Source organism: Falsiroseomonas algicola (genome assembly GCF_011040385.1).
GTDB lineage: Bacteria > Pseudomonadota > Alphaproteobacteria > Acetobacterales > Acetobacteraceae > Falsiroseomonas > Falsiroseomonas algicola.
In genome coordinates, this window is sequence record NZ_JAAIKB010000002.1 from 280,020 (window position 1) to 294,597 (window position 14,578).

The window sequence follows — 14,578 nt, forward strand, 5'->3', positions numbered from 1 at the left end:
GACAGGACGCATGACCGCCCTCGACACGCTTCTCCAGGGCGGTCTGCGCCGCGCGGCGACGCAGGATCCCTATCTCGACATCGCGGCGGTGGGGAAGCAGTTCGGCACCTTCGTCGCGCTGAAGGATGTCAGCCTCCGGGTGCAGGAAGGGGAGTTCATCTCCTTCCTCGGCCCGTCGGGCTGTGGGAAGACCACGCTGCTGCGCGCCATCGCGGGGCTCGACCCCGCGACCACGGGCGTGATCCGCCAGGCGGGGCGGGACATCACCGGCCTGCCGCCAGCGGCGCGGGATTTTGGCATCGTCTTCCAATCCTACGCGCTGTTCCCGAATTTCTCCGTGGCCGACAACATCGCCTACGGCCTGCGTGGGCCCGCCTGGCCTGCGAAGCGCGTGAAGGCGCGCGTCGCCGAACTCCTCGACCTCGTCGGCCTGGCGGAGCACGCGCTCAAATACCCGGCGCAGCTTTCGGGCGGGCAGCAGCAGCGCGTGGCACTCGCCCGCGCGCTGGCGCCTGAACCCGGCCTGCTGCTGCTGGACGAACCGCTTTCCGCCCTCGATGCCATCGTGCGGCTGCATCTCCGGCAGGAGATCCGGGACCTCCAGCGCCGGCTCGGCGTCACCACCATCATGGTGACCCATGACCAGGAGGAGGCGATGGCCGTCTCCGACCGGATACTGGTCATGAGCCGCGGCCATGTGCAGCAGATCGGCACGCCGGAGGAGGTCTACCGGTCGCCCGCCACCGCCTTCGTCGCCAGCTTCGTCGGCCGTTCCTCCGCCTTCGATGCGGTGGTGCAGGCCGCCCCCGGCAGCATCACCGCCCATGGCGTGACGCTGCAGGCGGAGGCCGCGCGCGGCCTGCTCTACGGCACCACGCTGCGCGCCTTCGTGCGGCCGGAGGATGTGCGCCTCGGCGTCGCGGCGGCGGGGCTGCCGGGCGCCGTGCCGATGACGGTCACGCATCTCGAATTCCTCGGCCCGACCTGCCGCCTCTCGCTTGAACGCGGTGCCTTCCGGCTGGAGGCCGACCTGCCGCCCGACCAGGTGCGGGATGCCGGCGCGCTGCCGGGGGCGGAGGTCCTGGCCGCCGTGCCGCCCGACCGCATCATGGTCTTCCCCGCCGATGAGTGAGGCCCTGGCCGGCCCGCTGGTGCGGGTGGAGGCCTCCGCCGACCAGCGCCTGATGCGCGCGGGCCTGTGGCTGGCGGGCGCCTTCCTGCTGCTGGCGCTGGGCCTGCCCATGGCCGTGCTGCTCTCCCGCGCCTTCGAGGACCAGGCCGGCCACTTCGTCGGCCTGGCCAATTTCGCGACCTATGTCAGCACGCCCGCCCTGCTGCGCTCCGCCTGGAACAGTGTCTGGACCGCGGGGCTGGCGATGGTGATCGTGGTGCCGCTGGCCTTCACCTATGCCTATGCGCTGACGCGGTCGCGCCTGCCCTTCAAGCCGCTGTTCCGCGCGGTGATGCTGCTGCCGATCCTCGCCCCCTCGCTGCTGCCGGCGCTCTCCCTCATCTACCTCTTCGGCAACCAGGGGATGCTCCGCTGGATGCTGCCGATGGAGAACATCTACGGCGCGCCCGGCATCATCGTGGCGCAGGTCTTCAGCACCTTCCCCTCGGCGGCCATCATCCTCTCCGTCGCGCTCGCCACCGCCGATGCCCGGCTCTATGAGGCCGCGGAGGCGCTGAAGGCGGGCCGCGCGCGCGTCTTCGCCACCGTCACCCTGCCGAGCGCGCGCTTCGGCCTGGTCTCCGCCGCCGTCGTCACCTTCACCGCCGTGGTCACGGATTTCGGCATCCCGAAGGTGATCGGCGGGCAGTTCCCGGTGCTCGCCACCGATGTCTATAAGCAGGTGGTCGGGCTGCAGGACTTCAACATGGGCGCGGTGGTGGGCCTCGTGCTGCTGCTGCCGGCGCTGGCCGCCTTCGCGCTGCAGCGCTGGGCGGAGGGCAAGCGCGCCGCGACGCTGACCGGCCGCGCCGTGCCGCTGGTGCCCAAGGCCCGCCTGGCGCGGGACCTGCCGCTGACGCTGTTCTGCCTGGCCATGGCCGGCCTGCTGGTCGGCATCGTCGCCGTCGCGGCCTGGGGATCGCTGATCCGCTTCTGGCCCTGGAACCTGTCGCTGACGCTCGACAACTACGATTTCGGCCGCTTCGATTCCTCCGGCTGGGGCGCGGTCGAGACCTCCATCCGCATGGCGCTCGCCACCGCCTGCATCGGCACCGCCGTCGTCTTCCTCGGCGCCTATGTGATGGAAAGGGCGCCACGGCTGACGGGGCTCGATGCCGGGCTGCGGGGCGCGGTCGGGCTGCTGGCGACAGTGCCGCTGGCGATCCCGGGGCTGGTGCTGGGCCTCGCCTACATCCTGTTCTTCAACCACCCCGCCAACCCGCTCGGCTTCCTCTACGGGACGCTGGCGATCCTGGTGCTGAACTCGCTGGTACATTTCTACACGGTCGGCCACCTGACGGCGACGACGGCCATCCGCCAGCTGGACCCGGAGTTCGAAGCGGTGGGGGCGAGCCTGAAGGTGCCGGTGGCGGAGACCTTCCGCCGCGTGACGCTGCCGATCTGCCTGCCGGCCATCCTGGAGATCTGGGTCTATCTCTTCGTCAACGCCATGACGACGGTCAGCGCGGTGATCTTCCTCTACGGGCCTGCCACCAAGCCGGCCTCCGTCTCCGTCGTCCATATGGGTGAGGCCGGGCAGGCCAGCGCCGCGGCCGCCATGGCCTGCGTGCTGCTGGGGGTGGCGATCCTGGCCAAGCTGGCGCAGATGGCGGTGGGCGGGCTGACGGCGCGGGCGACGCAGGGGTGGCGGCAACGCTGAGGAAGTGCTGGAAGCGCGCTTCCGTTCCCGCTATGATCCCCTCATCAAGGCGGAAGCGCGTCCAGTGACACCGCGAAATCGGTGCTAAACGCGCATAATCGGCTTAAACGGCATAAAGGGGTTAGTGACCTAAAGGTCACAGTATTCCGTCAATGCAGCCGCGGCGCCTTCATGAAGCTGGTCCGGTCCGCGCTGATGACGGGCAGGCTGAGGCGCCGCCCATCCCGTTCCACCGCCACCTGCACCGTGATGCCCGCATCGCCCAGCGACCAGAGGCGCCGCCAGAGTGCCGCCAAGTCCGGGGCGTCCTCGCCCTCGATGCCGATGATGCGGTCACCCGGCTTGATACCCGCCTTCTCCGCCGGCCCCTTGCTGGCGACGGAGGCGACGACGATCCCCTCCTCCTGGTCCGCGCAATAGACGCCGAGCCAGGGCCGGGCCGGCTTGTTGACCCGGCCATAGGTGGTCAGGTCCGCCATGATCGGGTGCAGCAGCCCGATCGGCACCGCCATGTTGAGGTCGAGGCGGCGGCCCTTGGAATCGCGATGCTGGAGCACGAGGGAGCCGATGCCGATCAGCGCCCCATCCTCCCCGATCAGCGCCGCGCCACCCCAGGAGGGATGGGCCGGGGCGGTGAACAGCGCCTCCTCCAGCAGGTACTCCCAGTAGCCGGCGAAGGGTTCCTTGGCGACGATGGAGCAGGCGAGCGCGCCGCCTTCCGCCGCGTTGCGACCGGAATGGGGGGCGGCGGCCAGGATGGTGTTGCTGCCGGCTTCCGGCGGGTTGGCGGCACCGAGCGGGATGGCCGGTGCCTCCAGCTTGCCCAGCGCCTGGACCAGGCCGAAGCCCGTCTCGAAGTCATAGGCCAGGCCATGGCCCTGCACGACGCGCCCGGTGGAGGTGGTGATCCAGATGCTGTCGGCTTCGCCGATGAGGTAGCCGATGGTCAGCACCAGCCCCTTGTCGCCGATCACCACGCCGCTGCCTTCGCGCTCCGTCCCCAGCGTGCGGGCGGAGAAGGCGTCGGCCGGCACGCGCGACTTGATGGACACCACGGCAGCGAGGGTGCGCGCCAGGTCGAAGCGGTAATCGGCCGGGTCGGGCCGCATTTCCGGGGGAATGGTCCAGTCCTCGTCCGCCATCACTGCTTCCGCTGCCAAGGCGGCATACTAGAAGAGCCCGGGGCTGCTGGGAACGCCCCGGCGGTTGGGCGGGGTTGCGGGGGCGGGATCGGGAAGCGGCGGCAGCGGTGCCGGGGTGGCCAGCGCCTCCGCCACCGGGTCCGGCATGATCCGCGGGCAGCGGAAGGCGATCCGGTATTCGTTCGGCCAGATCTCGCTGCGGACGATGTCGAAGCCGCGTTCGCGCTGGGCGCAGTGGGCTTGCGCCAGCTCGACGCCGCGCCGCGCCGCGGTGGCGGGGGTGGAGGCGTGGGTCGTCAGGCCGAAGACGTCCGGCGACAGCTCCACCACCTCGGACCGTGTGGCGCAGGCGCCCAGCAGGGGCAGCAGCAGGAAGGCGTATCGGGCCAGTGTCCGCTCTCCGCAGTGTGATCGCGCTGCGAGGCTAGACCCGTTTCAGCGTCGGCAGCGACGCTGAAACGGGTCTAGCAATTTGTTTTCACGCATTTTCCGAGTCGTCGGGCGTTTCCGCCCGACTTGAAAATGCTCTAGGCGACGTCTCAGGGCGCCACCAGCCCGGGAATCATGCGGCGGCAGCCTCGAAAAGCCCTCTCCCCAAAGGGGAGAGGGTTGGGTGAGGGGGTTATCCCTTCGCCTTCGCTTCCCGCCGCCGCCGCGTCAGGATGAATTCGGTATAGCCATTGGGCTGCGTCGCCCCGTCGAAGACCAGGTCGCAGGCCGCCTTGAAGGCCGGCCCGTCGAAGCCCGGCGCCATGGGCGTGTAGAGCGGATCGCCGGCGTTCTGCCGGTCCACCACCGCCGCCATGCGCTTCAGCGTCTCCTCCACCTGGGCGCGCGTCACGATGCCGTGGCGGAGCCAGTTGGCGATGTGCTGGGAGGAGATGCGGAGCGTCGCGCGGTCCTCCATCAGGCCGACATCGTTGATGTCCGGCACCTTGGAGCAGCCGACCCCCTGGTCCACCCAGCGCACGACGTAGCCCAGGATGCCCTGGGCGTTGTTGTCGAGCTCCGCCTGCACGTCTTCCGGCGCCCAGTTGGTGTTGGTGGCGACGGGGACGGTGAGGATGTCCTCCAGCTTGCCCCGGGCGCCGCCGGCGGCGATCTCCGCCTGGCGGGCGGGGACGTCCACCTGGTGGTAGTGCAGCGCGTGCAGCGTGGCGGCGGTGGGGGAGGGGACCCAGGCGGTGTTCGCGCCGGCCTTGGGGTGGCCGACCTTCTGGTCCAGCATCGCCGCCATCATGTCCGGCATGGCCCACATGCCCTTGCCGATCTGGGCGCGGCCGCGCAGCCCGGCGGCGAGCCCGACATCGACGTTCCACTCCTCATAGGCCTTGATCCAGGGCAGGCCCTTCATGTCGTTCTTGCGCACGACCGGGCCGGCTTCCATGGCGGTGTGGATCTCATCCCCGGTCCGGTCCAGGAACCCGGTGTTGATGAACACCACGCGGTCCTTCACGGCGCGGATGCAGGCGGCGAGGTTCACCGTGGTGCGGCGTTCCTCGTCCATGATGCCGAGCTTGGCGGTGTAGCGCGGCAGGCCGAGCGCATCCTCGACGCGCTTGAAGAGCAGGTCGGCGTGGCGGACCTCCTCCGGCCCGTGCATCTTGGGCTTCACGACATAGACGCTGCCGGTGCGGCTGTTCATGCGCTTGCCGCGGCCGGGCGGCTGGATGTCATGCAGCGCGATCATCACCGTGACCATGGCGTCGAGCGCGGTCTCCGGGATCTCGGCGCCGTCGAGGGTGACGACATCCGTCATCATGTGGTGGCCGACATTGCGGACCAGCATGACGGAGCGGCCATGCAGCGTGATGGCGCCGCCATTGGCCGTCTTCCACACCCGGTCGGCATTCAGGCGGCGCGTGATGGTCTTTCCACCCTTCTCCAGCTCCGCCGTCAGGTCGCCCTTCATCAGGCCGAGCCAGTTGCGGTAGACGTCGATCTTGTCCGCGGCATCGACGGCGGCGACGCTGTCCTCGCAATCCATGATCGTGGTCAGCGCGGCTTCCATCACCAGGTCGCTGACCCCCGCCGGATCCTCGCGCCCGATCGCGCTGCCGCGGTCGATGTGGAGCTCCATGCGGAGCCCGTTGTTGGAGAGCAGGATGGCGCTGGGTGCCCAGGTCTCGCCCTGGTAGCCCATGCACTGGCCCGGGCGCGCCAGATGCGCCTTGGTGCCGTCCTTCAGCGTGACGACGAGGGTGCCACCCTCGATCGCGTAGCTGGTGCTGTCGGCATGGCTGGCGCCGCCGGCCAGCGGCGCCGCCTGGTCCAGCACGCGGCGGGCAAAGGCGATGACCTTGGCGCCGCGCTTCGGGTTGTAGCCGCGGCCCTTCTCGGCGCCGTCCGCCTCAGGGATCGCATCCGTGCCGTAGAGCGCGTCATAGAGGCTGCCCCAGCGGGCATTGGCGGCGTTCAGCGCGTAGCGGGCGTTGGAGACGGGGACGACGAGCTGCGGGCCCGCCATGGTCGCGATCTCGGGATCCACATCGGTGGTGCCGACAGTGAAGGGCTCCGGCGCGGGGGCCAGGTAGCCGATCTCCTTCAGGAAGGCGGTATAGGCGGGCAGGTCCACGGGGCGGGCGGGGTTGGCGCGGTGCCAGGCATCGATCTTCGCCTGCAGCTCGTCGCGCTTCGCCAGCAGCTCCGCGTTGCGGGGCGCCCATTCCTCGAGGATGGATTCGAAGGAGGACCAGAAGCGCGCGGGCTCGATCCCGGTGCCGGGCAGGGCTTCGTCCTCGATGAAGGCGCGGAAGGTCGCCTCCATGCCGAGCTTGCCGATCTTCACGGTCTCTGCCACCGGATCATCTCCCTGCCTGCATACCCCGGCGCCCCGGGTCGTCGTCCGGGCGCCATCTGCGGGCATTTGGCTGATGTGGCAAGGGGGATGACTGCGGGCAGCCATCCCCCTGCCGGCCGGATCAGCGATCCAGCACCGCGCGGTCGTTCTTCGCGGTCAGGCTCCGGAAATGTGGCTCAAGCTCCGCCTCGCTGATCCCGAAGGCCTGGACGAAGCCCATGACCAGGCGCTGCTCCTCGGGCTCCGCCTGGCCGTCCGACATGGCGCTGTCGATCATGTTGAGGAGGATGCAGAGCTTCTGGTCGTGGCGGAGCTTCGGCGCCGCGGCGGCCGCGAACTGCTCGGCGGGCGTGGCGCGGCAGTAGCGCAGCGCATTGTCCAGCGCCTGGCGCGTGGCGCCCGGCCCCATGACGGAGAGGAGGTGACCGATCTCCTCCTGGTCCATCTCCCCGTCCGAGGCCATGCAGTAGAGCAGGCTGGCGACCAGGCAGTTGCGCGGCGTGAGGTCGAAGGCCGGCGCCTGCGACTTGAACATCCCGAACATCATTGATTCTCCCGGCAGGGTTGGGTGGCGCGCCAGGACTCTGGCGGTGCCGGTCGCGCCGCGGCCGCAACAGCCAGGGATTCGCGCGGCGGGCAAGGGGGAATTCTGTTGCAGGAAAGCGACACTCGCATGTTACCGCGGCGGTATCATTGGTTGACGGGATCAAGGGGCTACTCGAACCAATAGATTGAATTTAGAATGGATACGATTGACCGAGGCCCCCCGCATCGTGATCACCCTCTCCCCCGACGTCTCCGAGGCGCCGTCCCCCGATGGCGTGGCGGAGGTTCCGCGCCTCGCCCCCGTGCAGCCCCGCACCATGGTGGAGCAGGCGGCGGAGGCCATCGTCGCCGCCGCGGCGCGCGGCATCTTCCTGCCAGGCGACCGGCTGGTGGAGGCGGAGATCGCCCGCGACCTCGGCATCTCCCGCGTCCCGGTACGGGAAGCGCTGCGCCTGCTCGAGTCGCAGGGCATCGTCGTCAGCACGCCCTACAAGGGCATGCGGCTGATGCAGATCACCAACCGCAACGTGGCCGAGTTGATGCGCGTGCGCACGGCGCTGGAGACGCTGGCGCTGCGCGAGATTGCCGCGAGCGGCCCCGCGACGGCGGAGCGCCTGGCGCCCGCCTGGCGGGCGGCGGAGCGGTATGAGGCGGCGGCGCAAGGTCCGGATGCGGCCGCGATCGTGGCGGCGGACGAGGCCTTCCACGGGGAGCTCTGCCGCCTGTCCGGCAATGGCGTGCTGCACGGGTTGTGGCTGAGCGTGGCGCGGCAGCTTTCCGTGGTCTGGGGCCTCGGCCACGATGTCCGCCCCAAGCCCCGCATCGCGCAGGAACACCGGGAGATCCTGGAGCGCCTCTCCGGCGGCGACGCCACCGGCGCACAGGCCGCCCTCGATGCCCACCTCGCCTGGCACGAGGACCTCGATTTCGAGCGCCAGGTGGAACGCCGGCGGGTCAGCAAGAAGCGGAGCTGACGGCGCCATCCCGCGCCGTCACCCAGCAGGAGATCGGCGCATGTTCAAGGTCGGGCAGACGGTGTGGCACCGCGACGGCAAGCGGAGCGGCGTGGTGCTGGACTGCGACGGCGACCGCGTTTTCATCGAGCAGGAGAATGGCGCGGAGCTGGATTTCCCGGCCGGCGAGCTGAGCCTGACGGCGCCCGCGGCTGCGACGCCCGCGCATCGGGCCGCGGCACCAGTGCCCTATTCCATGGTGGACCGGACCCTGATCGTGGCCGACATCACGCCGGAGCATGTGCGGGTCCTCGGCCTGATCCCGCCCCGCACCGTGCAGGCCGTGGCCGCGCTGTATGAGAAGCGGCCGCGGGCGGGGAAGTTCAGCGCGCTGGACGTGGCGCAGAAGCTGAACCTGATCGCGGAGATCACCGAGGTGCCCTACCGCACCATGCGCGCCTATAGCGACCGGCCCGGGGAGATGGGGCTGTTGATGGGCAAGGGCCTCGCGGACAGCCAGAAGGCGCGCTGAGGCGGGCTTGCCCGCCCGCCGCCCCCGGCCGATCCTCCCGCCAACGGAGGACCCTGCCCGATGACGCTCACCTATTCGCCGCCCGCCCATGTCAGCCAGCACTGGGAGGTGCGGAAGCCCGCCGCGACGGGGGGCCGCGGCATGGTCGCCAGCCAGTCGCGGGATGCGGCGGAGGCGGGGATCGCGATCCTCGAGGCCGGGGGCAATGCGGCGGATGCCGCGGTCGGCATGGCCTTTGCGCTGGCGGCCATGGAGCCCTGGAACAGCGGCCTCGGCGGCATCGGCTTCGCCCAGGTGGCGGCGCCCGGCAGCGCGGCGGAGACCTTCGATTTCGGGCCCGTCTCGCCCGCGGGCCTCGATGCGAAGGACTTCCCGACCACGGGGCGGATGAAGCAGGATCTCTTCGCCTGGCCGGAGGTGGAGGGCGACCGCAACATCCACGGCCCGATGAGCTTCGTCATCCCGTCCTCGGTCGCGGGCTACGCGCTGCTGCATGAGAAGCGCGGCCGGCTGCCGGCGCGGGACGTGCTGGCGCCGGCGGTGGCGCTGGCGAAGCGGGGCCTGGCGCAGGACTGGTTCACCACGCTGAAGATCGCGAATGCGGCCTCCACCCTGAAGCTGTATGCCGAATCCGCGCGCATCTACCTGCCGGGCGGCCTGCCGCCTGTCGCGCCCTACCAGGGCACGCCCGGCTTCTTCCAGCTTGGCAACCTGGCGGCGACGCTGGAGCGGCTGCAGAGCGCGGGATTCCGCGACTTCTATGAGGGCGACATCGCTGCCTCCATCGCCGCCGACGTGAAGGCGATGGGCGGCGTGCTGTCCGCCGCCGACCTCGCGGGCTGCCGGGCGCGGGTGCTGCCGGCGGTGTCGGTGCCGTGGCGTGGGCGGACCCTCCACCTCTCCAACGGCCTTACCGCGACGCCGACCTTCCGGCGGGTCATGGAGCTGATGGAGGGCGCGGACTGGTCGGGCGCGGAGCCCGGCACGGCCTGGCACCTCGCCTTCGCCAAGGCCATGCAGGCCGCCTATGCGGAGCGCCTGGAAGGCCTGGGCGATGCCGAGCCCAAGGGCGCCGACAGCTGCACCACCCACCTCACGGTCTGCGACGCGGACGGCATGATGGTGGCGATGACGACGACGCTGCTCTCCTCCATGGGCAGCCGCGTGGTGCTGCCGGGGTCGGGCGTGCTGATGAACAACGGCGTCATGTGGTTCGACCCGCGGCCGGGCACGCCCAACGCCATCGGCCCCAACAAGCGGCCGCTGACCAACATGTCCCCGGTGCTGGTCTCCGATGCCAAGGGCGTGCCGGAGATCGCGCTGGGCGCCTCCGGCGGGCGGCGCATCCTGGCGGCGGTGTACCAGACCCTGGCGCTGGTGGCGGGCTTCGCGATGGACCCCGAGGCCGCGGCGCATTTCCCGCGCATCGATGTCAGCGGGCCGGAAGGCGCCACGGCCGATCGTCGCCTGCCGCAGCAGACGCTCGATGCCCTGGCCGCGCTCGGTCCGCTGGAGGTGGTGGAGCATGCCGTGCTGCCGGTGAATTTCGCCTGCCCGAACCTGATCCGCATCGCGGCCGACGGCACGCGCCAGGGTATCACGGACGTGATGTCGCCCTGGTCCGCGGCGCTCGCCCAGGGCTGAGCCGCGATGGATGGCGCCCTGACCCTGGCGGAGGAGATCACGCTCCTCTCCCTCGATGACGAGACCGGGCGGCCGGTGGGCCGTTCGGGCATGGCGCCGGACCGCGCGTTGGCGGGCGCGCTGCTGATGCAGCTGGCGCTGGCCGGGCGGGTGGATACGGACCGGGACCGGCTGATCCTGGTCGATGCCACGCCGACCGGCGATGCGGCGCTGGATGGCGCGCTGGCCCGGCTGGCGGCGCCGGATGCGCCGAAGGACGCGCGCGGCGCCATCCCTCTGCTGGCGCGCGATGCGGCGGAGGCGCGCGGCGTGATCCTGGACCGGCTGGTGGCACGCGGCATCCTGCGGCGGGTGGACCAGCGGGTGCTCTGGATCCTGCCGGACCGGCGCTACCCCAAGGCAGAGGGGCGCGCGGAGGTGACGGAAGCCCGGGCGCGGCTCCGTGCCCTGCTGCTGCAGGGGGAGATCCCGGATCCGCATGACGCGCTGCTGCTGGGGCTGGCCCGGGCGGCGGGGCTGCTGCCGCTGATCTTCTCCGCCGCCGAACTCGCCGGGGTGCAGCCCTGGCTGGAGGTGGTGACGCGGATCGAGAGCCTGAACCGGTCGCTGGCCGTGGCGGTGGCCGATATCCGCGGCGTCGGGATGGGGACCACGCAGCGGGAGGTGTAGCGCAGCCTGCCAAAGCGTGGCCGGCCTGTCAGGTTACGGTCATGGCGCGGCACGCGGTTTGCCTATCCAGAGGGCAGACAGGGGGCGTCCCACAGGTGATCAGGCGGCATGCCTGAAATTTGTGCGAAATCCCCGGTTGGTTTGACCTCTGGGAGCGCATCCATGTTGCAACGTCGTCACCTGCTGGGCCTGACCGCCGGCGCCGTCGGGACGCTGGCCGCCCCGGCCGCGCTCCGCGCCCAGGGCGCCTGGCCCAGCCGCGGCACCATCCGCCTGGTCGCCCAGTTCCCGCCGGGCGGGCTGGTGGACACTGTCGCCCGCCTGATGGCGCCGGCCATGGCCCAGGCGCTGGGCCAGAACATCGTGGTGGAGAACCGGCCGGGCGCGGGCGGCATCATCGGCACCGACATGGTCGCGAAATCGCCGGCCGATGGCTACACGCTGCTCGTCAGCCATGCCTCCGTGCATGTGTTCAGCACCGCGACGCGGCCGAGCCTGCCCTTCGACCCGATCAACGACTTCACCCACATCATGCAGCTGGTGGAGGCGCCGAACATCATCCTGGTGCGCGCCAACTCCCCGTTCCAGACGCTGGAGCAGCTGGTGACGGCGGCGAAGACGCGGCCCGTGCGCTACGGCTCCTCCGGCATCGGCTCCGCCCCGCACCTGCTGGGCGCGATGTTGTCGGCCGAGGCCGGCGCGCCCAACCTCGACCACATCCCGTACGCCGGCAGCGCGCCGGCCATGCAGGACGTGCTGGCGGGCAACATCGAATGCATGGTGGACCCCATCACCACCAACACGCAGCAGATGCGCGACGGGTCGCTGCGCGCCCTGGCGGTCTCCACCGCGCAGCGCCTCGCGATGTTCCCGAACGTGCCGACCTTCGCGGAGCTCGGCTATCCCAAGCTGACCTCCGCGCAGTGGCTCGGCCTGTCCGGGCCGAAGGGCCTGCCGGCGCCGATCGTGGAGAAGCTGACCTCCATCATCCCGCCGATCCTGGCGCGGCCGGAGCTGGCGTCCCGCTTCGTCGAACTGCAGACCATGCCGCGCAACCCGCCGCCGGCGGGCGCGGATTTCATCGCGCTGATGCGGCGCGAGATCAGCGAATGGACTGCCGTGGCGCGGCAGTTCAACATCACCGTCAGCTGAGAACGAGCCCACGGTGGTGAAGCGGGGGCGGCCTGACGGCCGCCCCTTTTTCGTGCACCATTCCCACCAATGCCTGGGATGGATGCGATGGCGCTGACGATGCCGGAGGAGATCCTTCTCCTCCTCCTCGATGACCAGACGGGGAAGCCGGTCGGGTTGCCCGGACCTGCCGGGGATCTGGCGGTGGTGGGCGCCATCCTGATGGAGCTGGCGCTGGCGGGGCGGATCGACACGGACCTCGACGGCCTTTCCGTCGTCAGCGCGCAGCCGACGGGCGATCCGGTTCTGGACGGCGTACTGGCGCGGCTTGCGGCGCCAGGCCCGGCGCGCACGAGCCGCGGCTGGATCCAGGAATTCGCCAAGGGGGGCGGGCTGCTGCGCACGCAACTGCTGGAACGGCTGGTGCAGGGCGGCGTGCTTCGCCGGGTGGAGAATCGTTTCCTCTGGGTCTTTCCGGAGCGGCGCTATCCCAAGGTCGAGGGCAGGGCGGATGTGGAGGAGGTGCGGGCCCGGCTGCGGCACGTGCTGCTGGATGACAGCATCCCCGACCCCCGCGATGCGCTGCTGATCGGGCTCGCCCGCGCCACGGCACTGGTCCCGCTGCTGCTGTCAGCGGAGGAAGCCGCGAAGGCGGCGCCGCGTGTCGAACGGATCGCGGCGTTGGAGGAGTTGTCGCGCTCGCTCGGCGCCGCGACGCGCGACATCTATGCCGCGCTGATGCGGCAGGGGGCGATCCACTGACTCAATAGGCGGGCGTCGCCTCCGTCACCGACACATGCGCTGATACCACCTTCCAGCCGAGGTCGGGGAAGCGCACCCAGGTCTGGCTCTGCCGGCCCGTCGTCGTGCGGCCCCGCATGTCGAATTCCAGGTTCACGGTCGCCATGTCACGCCCCAGCGTCGTGATCACCAGCCGCCGGCGTGCCAGCTTGATGCCGGGGCCGGGCGGGCGGCGGACGCGGTGGGCGTGGATCTCCTCGAACCCATAGCCATTCTCATGGATGGCGTAGCGGATGGTGTGGGGGCTGTTCCAGAAGGTGGCGTCCAGCACATCGACATCCTTGTCGATCAGCGCCTGTTCGTAGCGTTCGAACAGGGTGCGGATCTCCTCCACCACCTCGGGGATGTTGACGTCCATCAGCTCTTCTCCAGGGCAAGGGCGGTGCGGACCAGCAGCGCATCGGCGCCGCGGGCGGCCAGCAGGGAAAGGCCGATGGGCCGGCCATCGACGGTGGCGCCGGGGATGCTCACCTGCGGATGGCCGGCCAGCCCGCCATGGGCGCAGAGCATGTTGATGGCGGCGCGGATGCCATCGAGGTCGGGCAGCGGCAACCCGGCTTTCGGCGCGGGGAAGGGCGTGGTCGGCATGGCGAGGATGGTGCCGGGCGGCAGCAGGTGCCGCAGACGTCCGCGGGCCTCCCGCCGCACCAGCGCGGCCCAGCCCAACTCCGATTCCGGCGTCATCGACGCCAGCACCAGGCCGCGGGCGACGCCGAAGGCGAAGCGCGGATTGTCGCGCTCCACCCAGGGGCGGAAGGTCTGCCAGGCCTCCACGGGTTGCAGCGTGCGCTGGGCGCGGGACCAGGTGGAAAGGCCCTGGGGCGCCATCACCTCCTCCCGCCATTCCGGCACCAGGCGCTTCAGCCGGTCGAGCAGCGGCTCCAGGGCCTCGGCGGTAGCGGGGTCGGCGAAGCCGAAGGCGTCGGTCGCAATCACCAAGCGGTCCGGCACCGCCGGCCCGATCGCCTCCTGCAGCAGCACGGCGGAAACGCGGGCGAAGGTCGCGGCATCCCGCGCGAACCAGCCGGCGGTGTCGGATGACGGCGCCTGCGGCATCATCCCCGTCAGGTCGAGCCGCCCATGCGTCGGCCGGATGCCGTAGAGCCCGCAGAAGCTGGCCGGCACGCGGACGGAGCCGCCCGTATCCGTGCCGAGCGACGTGTCGCAAAGCCCCTGAGCCACCGCGCTGGCGGAGCCGGAGGAGGAACCGCCGGGGACATGGCCGGGCGCGGCGGGGTTCAGCGGCGTGCCTTCGAAGGCATTCTCGCCGAGGATGCCGAGCGAGACCTCGTCGGTGATCGTCTTGGCCGTCAGCGTGGCGCCGGCATCGAGCAGCGCCTGCACGGCCCAGGCATGGCGCGAGGGCACCGGATTCTGGCGCGCCCAGTCGGGATTGCCGCCGCCGGTGACGTGTCCCGCAACGTCGAAGAGGTCCTTGGCCGCGAAGGTGAGGCCGGCGAGCGGCCCGCCGGGCCGGCCTTCCACATGCACGGACGTGCCGGGGACGAAGGGGGAGGTCATGCGGGCTC

At 70.8% G+C, this 14,578-nt stretch carries 14 protein-coding genes; 8 read left to right on the plus strand and 6 right to left on the minus strand.

The genetic code is table 11. The annotated features are described in order from the left end of the window. Nucleotides 1-10 precede the first annotated feature (10 nt). Both G3576_RS06660 and G3576_RS06665 read left to right on the plus strand, forming a co-directional pair. Complete coding sequence (locus tag G3576_RS06660; RefSeq protein ID WP_164693570.1) at nt 11-1,132, plus strand: ABC transporter ATP-binding protein; 1,122 nt, start codon at nt 11-13, stop codon at nt 1,130-1,132. Then, on the plus strand, nt 1,125-2,831 hold the full coding sequence (locus G3576_RS06665) for a putative 2-aminoethylphosphonate ABC transporter permease subunit (RefSeq protein ID WP_164693571.1): 1,707 nt from the start codon (nt 1,125-1,127) through the stop codon (nt 2,829-2,831). The genes G3576_RS06660 and G3576_RS06665 overlap by 8 nt, the downstream gene beginning before the upstream one ends. Nucleotides 2,832-2,980: 149 nt before the next feature. Here the strand turns inward: G3576_RS06665 and G3576_RS06670 are convergent, their stop codons facing one another. The 4 genes from G3576_RS06670 to G3576_RS06685 form a co-directional block, all read right to left on the minus strand. After that, nucleotides 2,981-3,973: a S1C family serine protease gene (locus G3576_RS06670; RefSeq protein ID WP_164693572.1), complete on the minus strand. Its 993-nt coding sequence runs from the start codon at nt 3,971-3,973 to the stop codon at nt 2,981-2,983. A 27-nt stretch (nt 3,974-4,000) separates the two neighbouring features. Then, complete coding sequence (locus G3576_RS06675; protein ID WP_164693573.1) at nt 4,001-4,300, minus strand: hypothetical protein; 300 nt, start codon at nt 4,298-4,300, stop codon at nt 4,001-4,003. Between the two features lie 295 nt (nt 4,301-4,595). After that, a complete protein-coding gene (locus G3576_RS06680) occupies nt 4,596-6,773 on the minus strand; it encodes a malate synthase G (RefSeq protein ID WP_328728583.1) in 2,178 nt (725 codons plus the stop codon). Between the two features lie 121 nt (nt 6,774-6,894). Further along, nucleotides 6,895-7,320 (minus strand): tellurite resistance TerB family protein, encoded by a 426-nt coding sequence (locus G3576_RS06685; protein ID WP_235951553.1) that lies wholly within the window; start codon nt 7,318-7,320, stop codon nt 6,895-6,897. Nucleotides 7,321-7,525: 205 nt separating this feature from the next. Between G3576_RS06685 and G3576_RS06690 the strand changes: the two genes are divergently transcribed. From G3576_RS06690 to G3576_RS06715, 6 genes are all read left to right on the plus strand, one after another. Beyond that, complete coding sequence (locus tag G3576_RS06690) at nt 7,526-8,293, plus strand: GntR family transcriptional regulator (RefSeq protein ID WP_164693575.1); 768 nt, start codon at nt 7,526-7,528, stop codon at nt 8,291-8,293. A gap of 40 nt (nt 8,294-8,333) precedes the next feature. After that, a complete protein-coding gene (locus G3576_RS06695; protein WP_164693576.1) occupies nt 8,334-8,804 on the plus strand; it encodes a hypothetical protein in 471 nt (156 codons plus the stop codon). A gap of 60 nt (nt 8,805-8,864) precedes the next feature. Then, a complete protein-coding gene (locus G3576_RS06700) occupies nt 8,865-10,448 on the plus strand; it encodes a gamma-glutamyltransferase (RefSeq protein ID WP_164693577.1) in 1,584 nt (527 codons plus the stop codon). A 6-nt stretch (nt 10,449-10,454) separates the two neighbouring features. Further along, entirely contained in the window at nt 10,455-11,117 is a 663-nt protein-coding gene (locus G3576_RS06705; RefSeq protein WP_164693578.1) for a GOLPH3/VPS74 family protein, read from the plus strand. A 162-nt stretch (nt 11,118-11,279) separates the two neighbouring features. Continuing rightward, the gene (locus G3576_RS06710) at nt 11,280-12,269 is read left to right on the plus strand and encodes a Bug family tripartite tricarboxylate transporter substrate binding protein (protein WP_164693579.1); all 990 of its coding nucleotides are present in this window, start codon (nt 11,280-11,282) and stop codon (nt 12,267-12,269) included. An 87-nt stretch (nt 12,270-12,356) separates the two neighbouring features. Continuing rightward, nucleotides 12,357-13,010, plus strand: coding sequence for a GOLPH3/VPS74 family protein (locus G3576_RS06715; protein WP_164693580.1), 654 nt, complete (start codon nt 12,357-12,359; stop codon nt 13,008-13,010). 1 nt (nt 13,011) lies between these two features. Here G3576_RS06715 and hpxZ read toward each other — a convergent pair whose 3' ends face one another. Next, nucleotides 13,012-13,407, minus strand: a complete 396-nt coding sequence (gene hpxZ / locus G3576_RS06720) for an oxalurate catabolism protein HpxZ (protein ID WP_164693581.1) — start codon at nt 13,405-13,407, stop codon at nt 13,012-13,014. Then, nucleotides 13,407-14,570, minus strand: coding sequence for an amidase (locus G3576_RS06725; RefSeq protein WP_164693582.1), 1,164 nt, complete (start codon nt 14,568-14,570; stop codon nt 13,407-13,409). The genes hpxZ and G3576_RS06725 overlap by 1 nt, the downstream gene beginning before the upstream one ends. Between the last annotated feature and the right edge of the window lie 8 nt (nt 14,571-14,578).

What these genes read in the sequence shown, in the direction of transcription:
- G3576_RS06660 (WP_164693570.1), top strand. Translation starts at nt 11, where the DNA reads ATGACCGCCCTCGACACGCTTCTCCAGGGCGGTCTGCGCCGCGCGGCG.
- G3576_RS06665 (WP_164693571.1), top strand. Translation starts at nt 1,125, where the DNA reads ATGAGTGAGGCCCTGGCCGGCCCGCTGGTGCGGGTGGAGGCCTCCGCC.
- G3576_RS06670 (WP_164693572.1), bottom strand. Translation starts at nt 3,973, where the DNA reads ATGGCGGACGAGGACTGGACCATTCCCCCGGAAATGCGGCCCGACCCG.
- G3576_RS06685 (WP_235951553.1), bottom strand. Translation starts at nt 7,320, where the DNA reads ATGATGTTCGGGATGTTCAAGTCGCAGGCGCCGGCCTTCGACCTCACG.
- G3576_RS06695 (WP_164693576.1), top strand. Translation starts at nt 8,334, where the DNA reads ATGTTCAAGGTCGGGCAGACGGTGTGGCACCGCGACGGCAAGCGGAGC.
- G3576_RS06700 (WP_164693577.1), top strand. Translation starts at nt 8,865, where the DNA reads ATGACGCTCACCTATTCGCCGCCCGCCCATGTCAGCCAGCACTGGGAG.
- G3576_RS06705 (WP_164693578.1), top strand. Translation starts at nt 10,455, where the DNA reads ATGGATGGCGCCCTGACCCTGGCGGAGGAGATCACGCTCCTCTCCCTC.
- G3576_RS06710 (WP_164693579.1), top strand. Translation starts at nt 11,280, where the DNA reads ATGTTGCAACGTCGTCACCTGCTGGGCCTGACCGCCGGCGCCGTCGGG.
- G3576_RS06715 (WP_164693580.1), top strand. Translation starts at nt 12,357, where the DNA reads ATGGCGCTGACGATGCCGGAGGAGATCCTTCTCCTCCTCCTCGATGAC.
- hpxZ (WP_164693581.1), bottom strand. Translation starts at nt 13,407, where the DNA reads ATGGACGTCAACATCCCCGAGGTGGTGGAGGAGATCCGCACCCTGTTC.
- G3576_RS06725 (WP_164693582.1), bottom strand. Translation starts at nt 14,570, where the DNA reads ATGACCTCCCCCTTCGTCCCCGGCACGTCCGTGCATGTGGAAGGCCGG.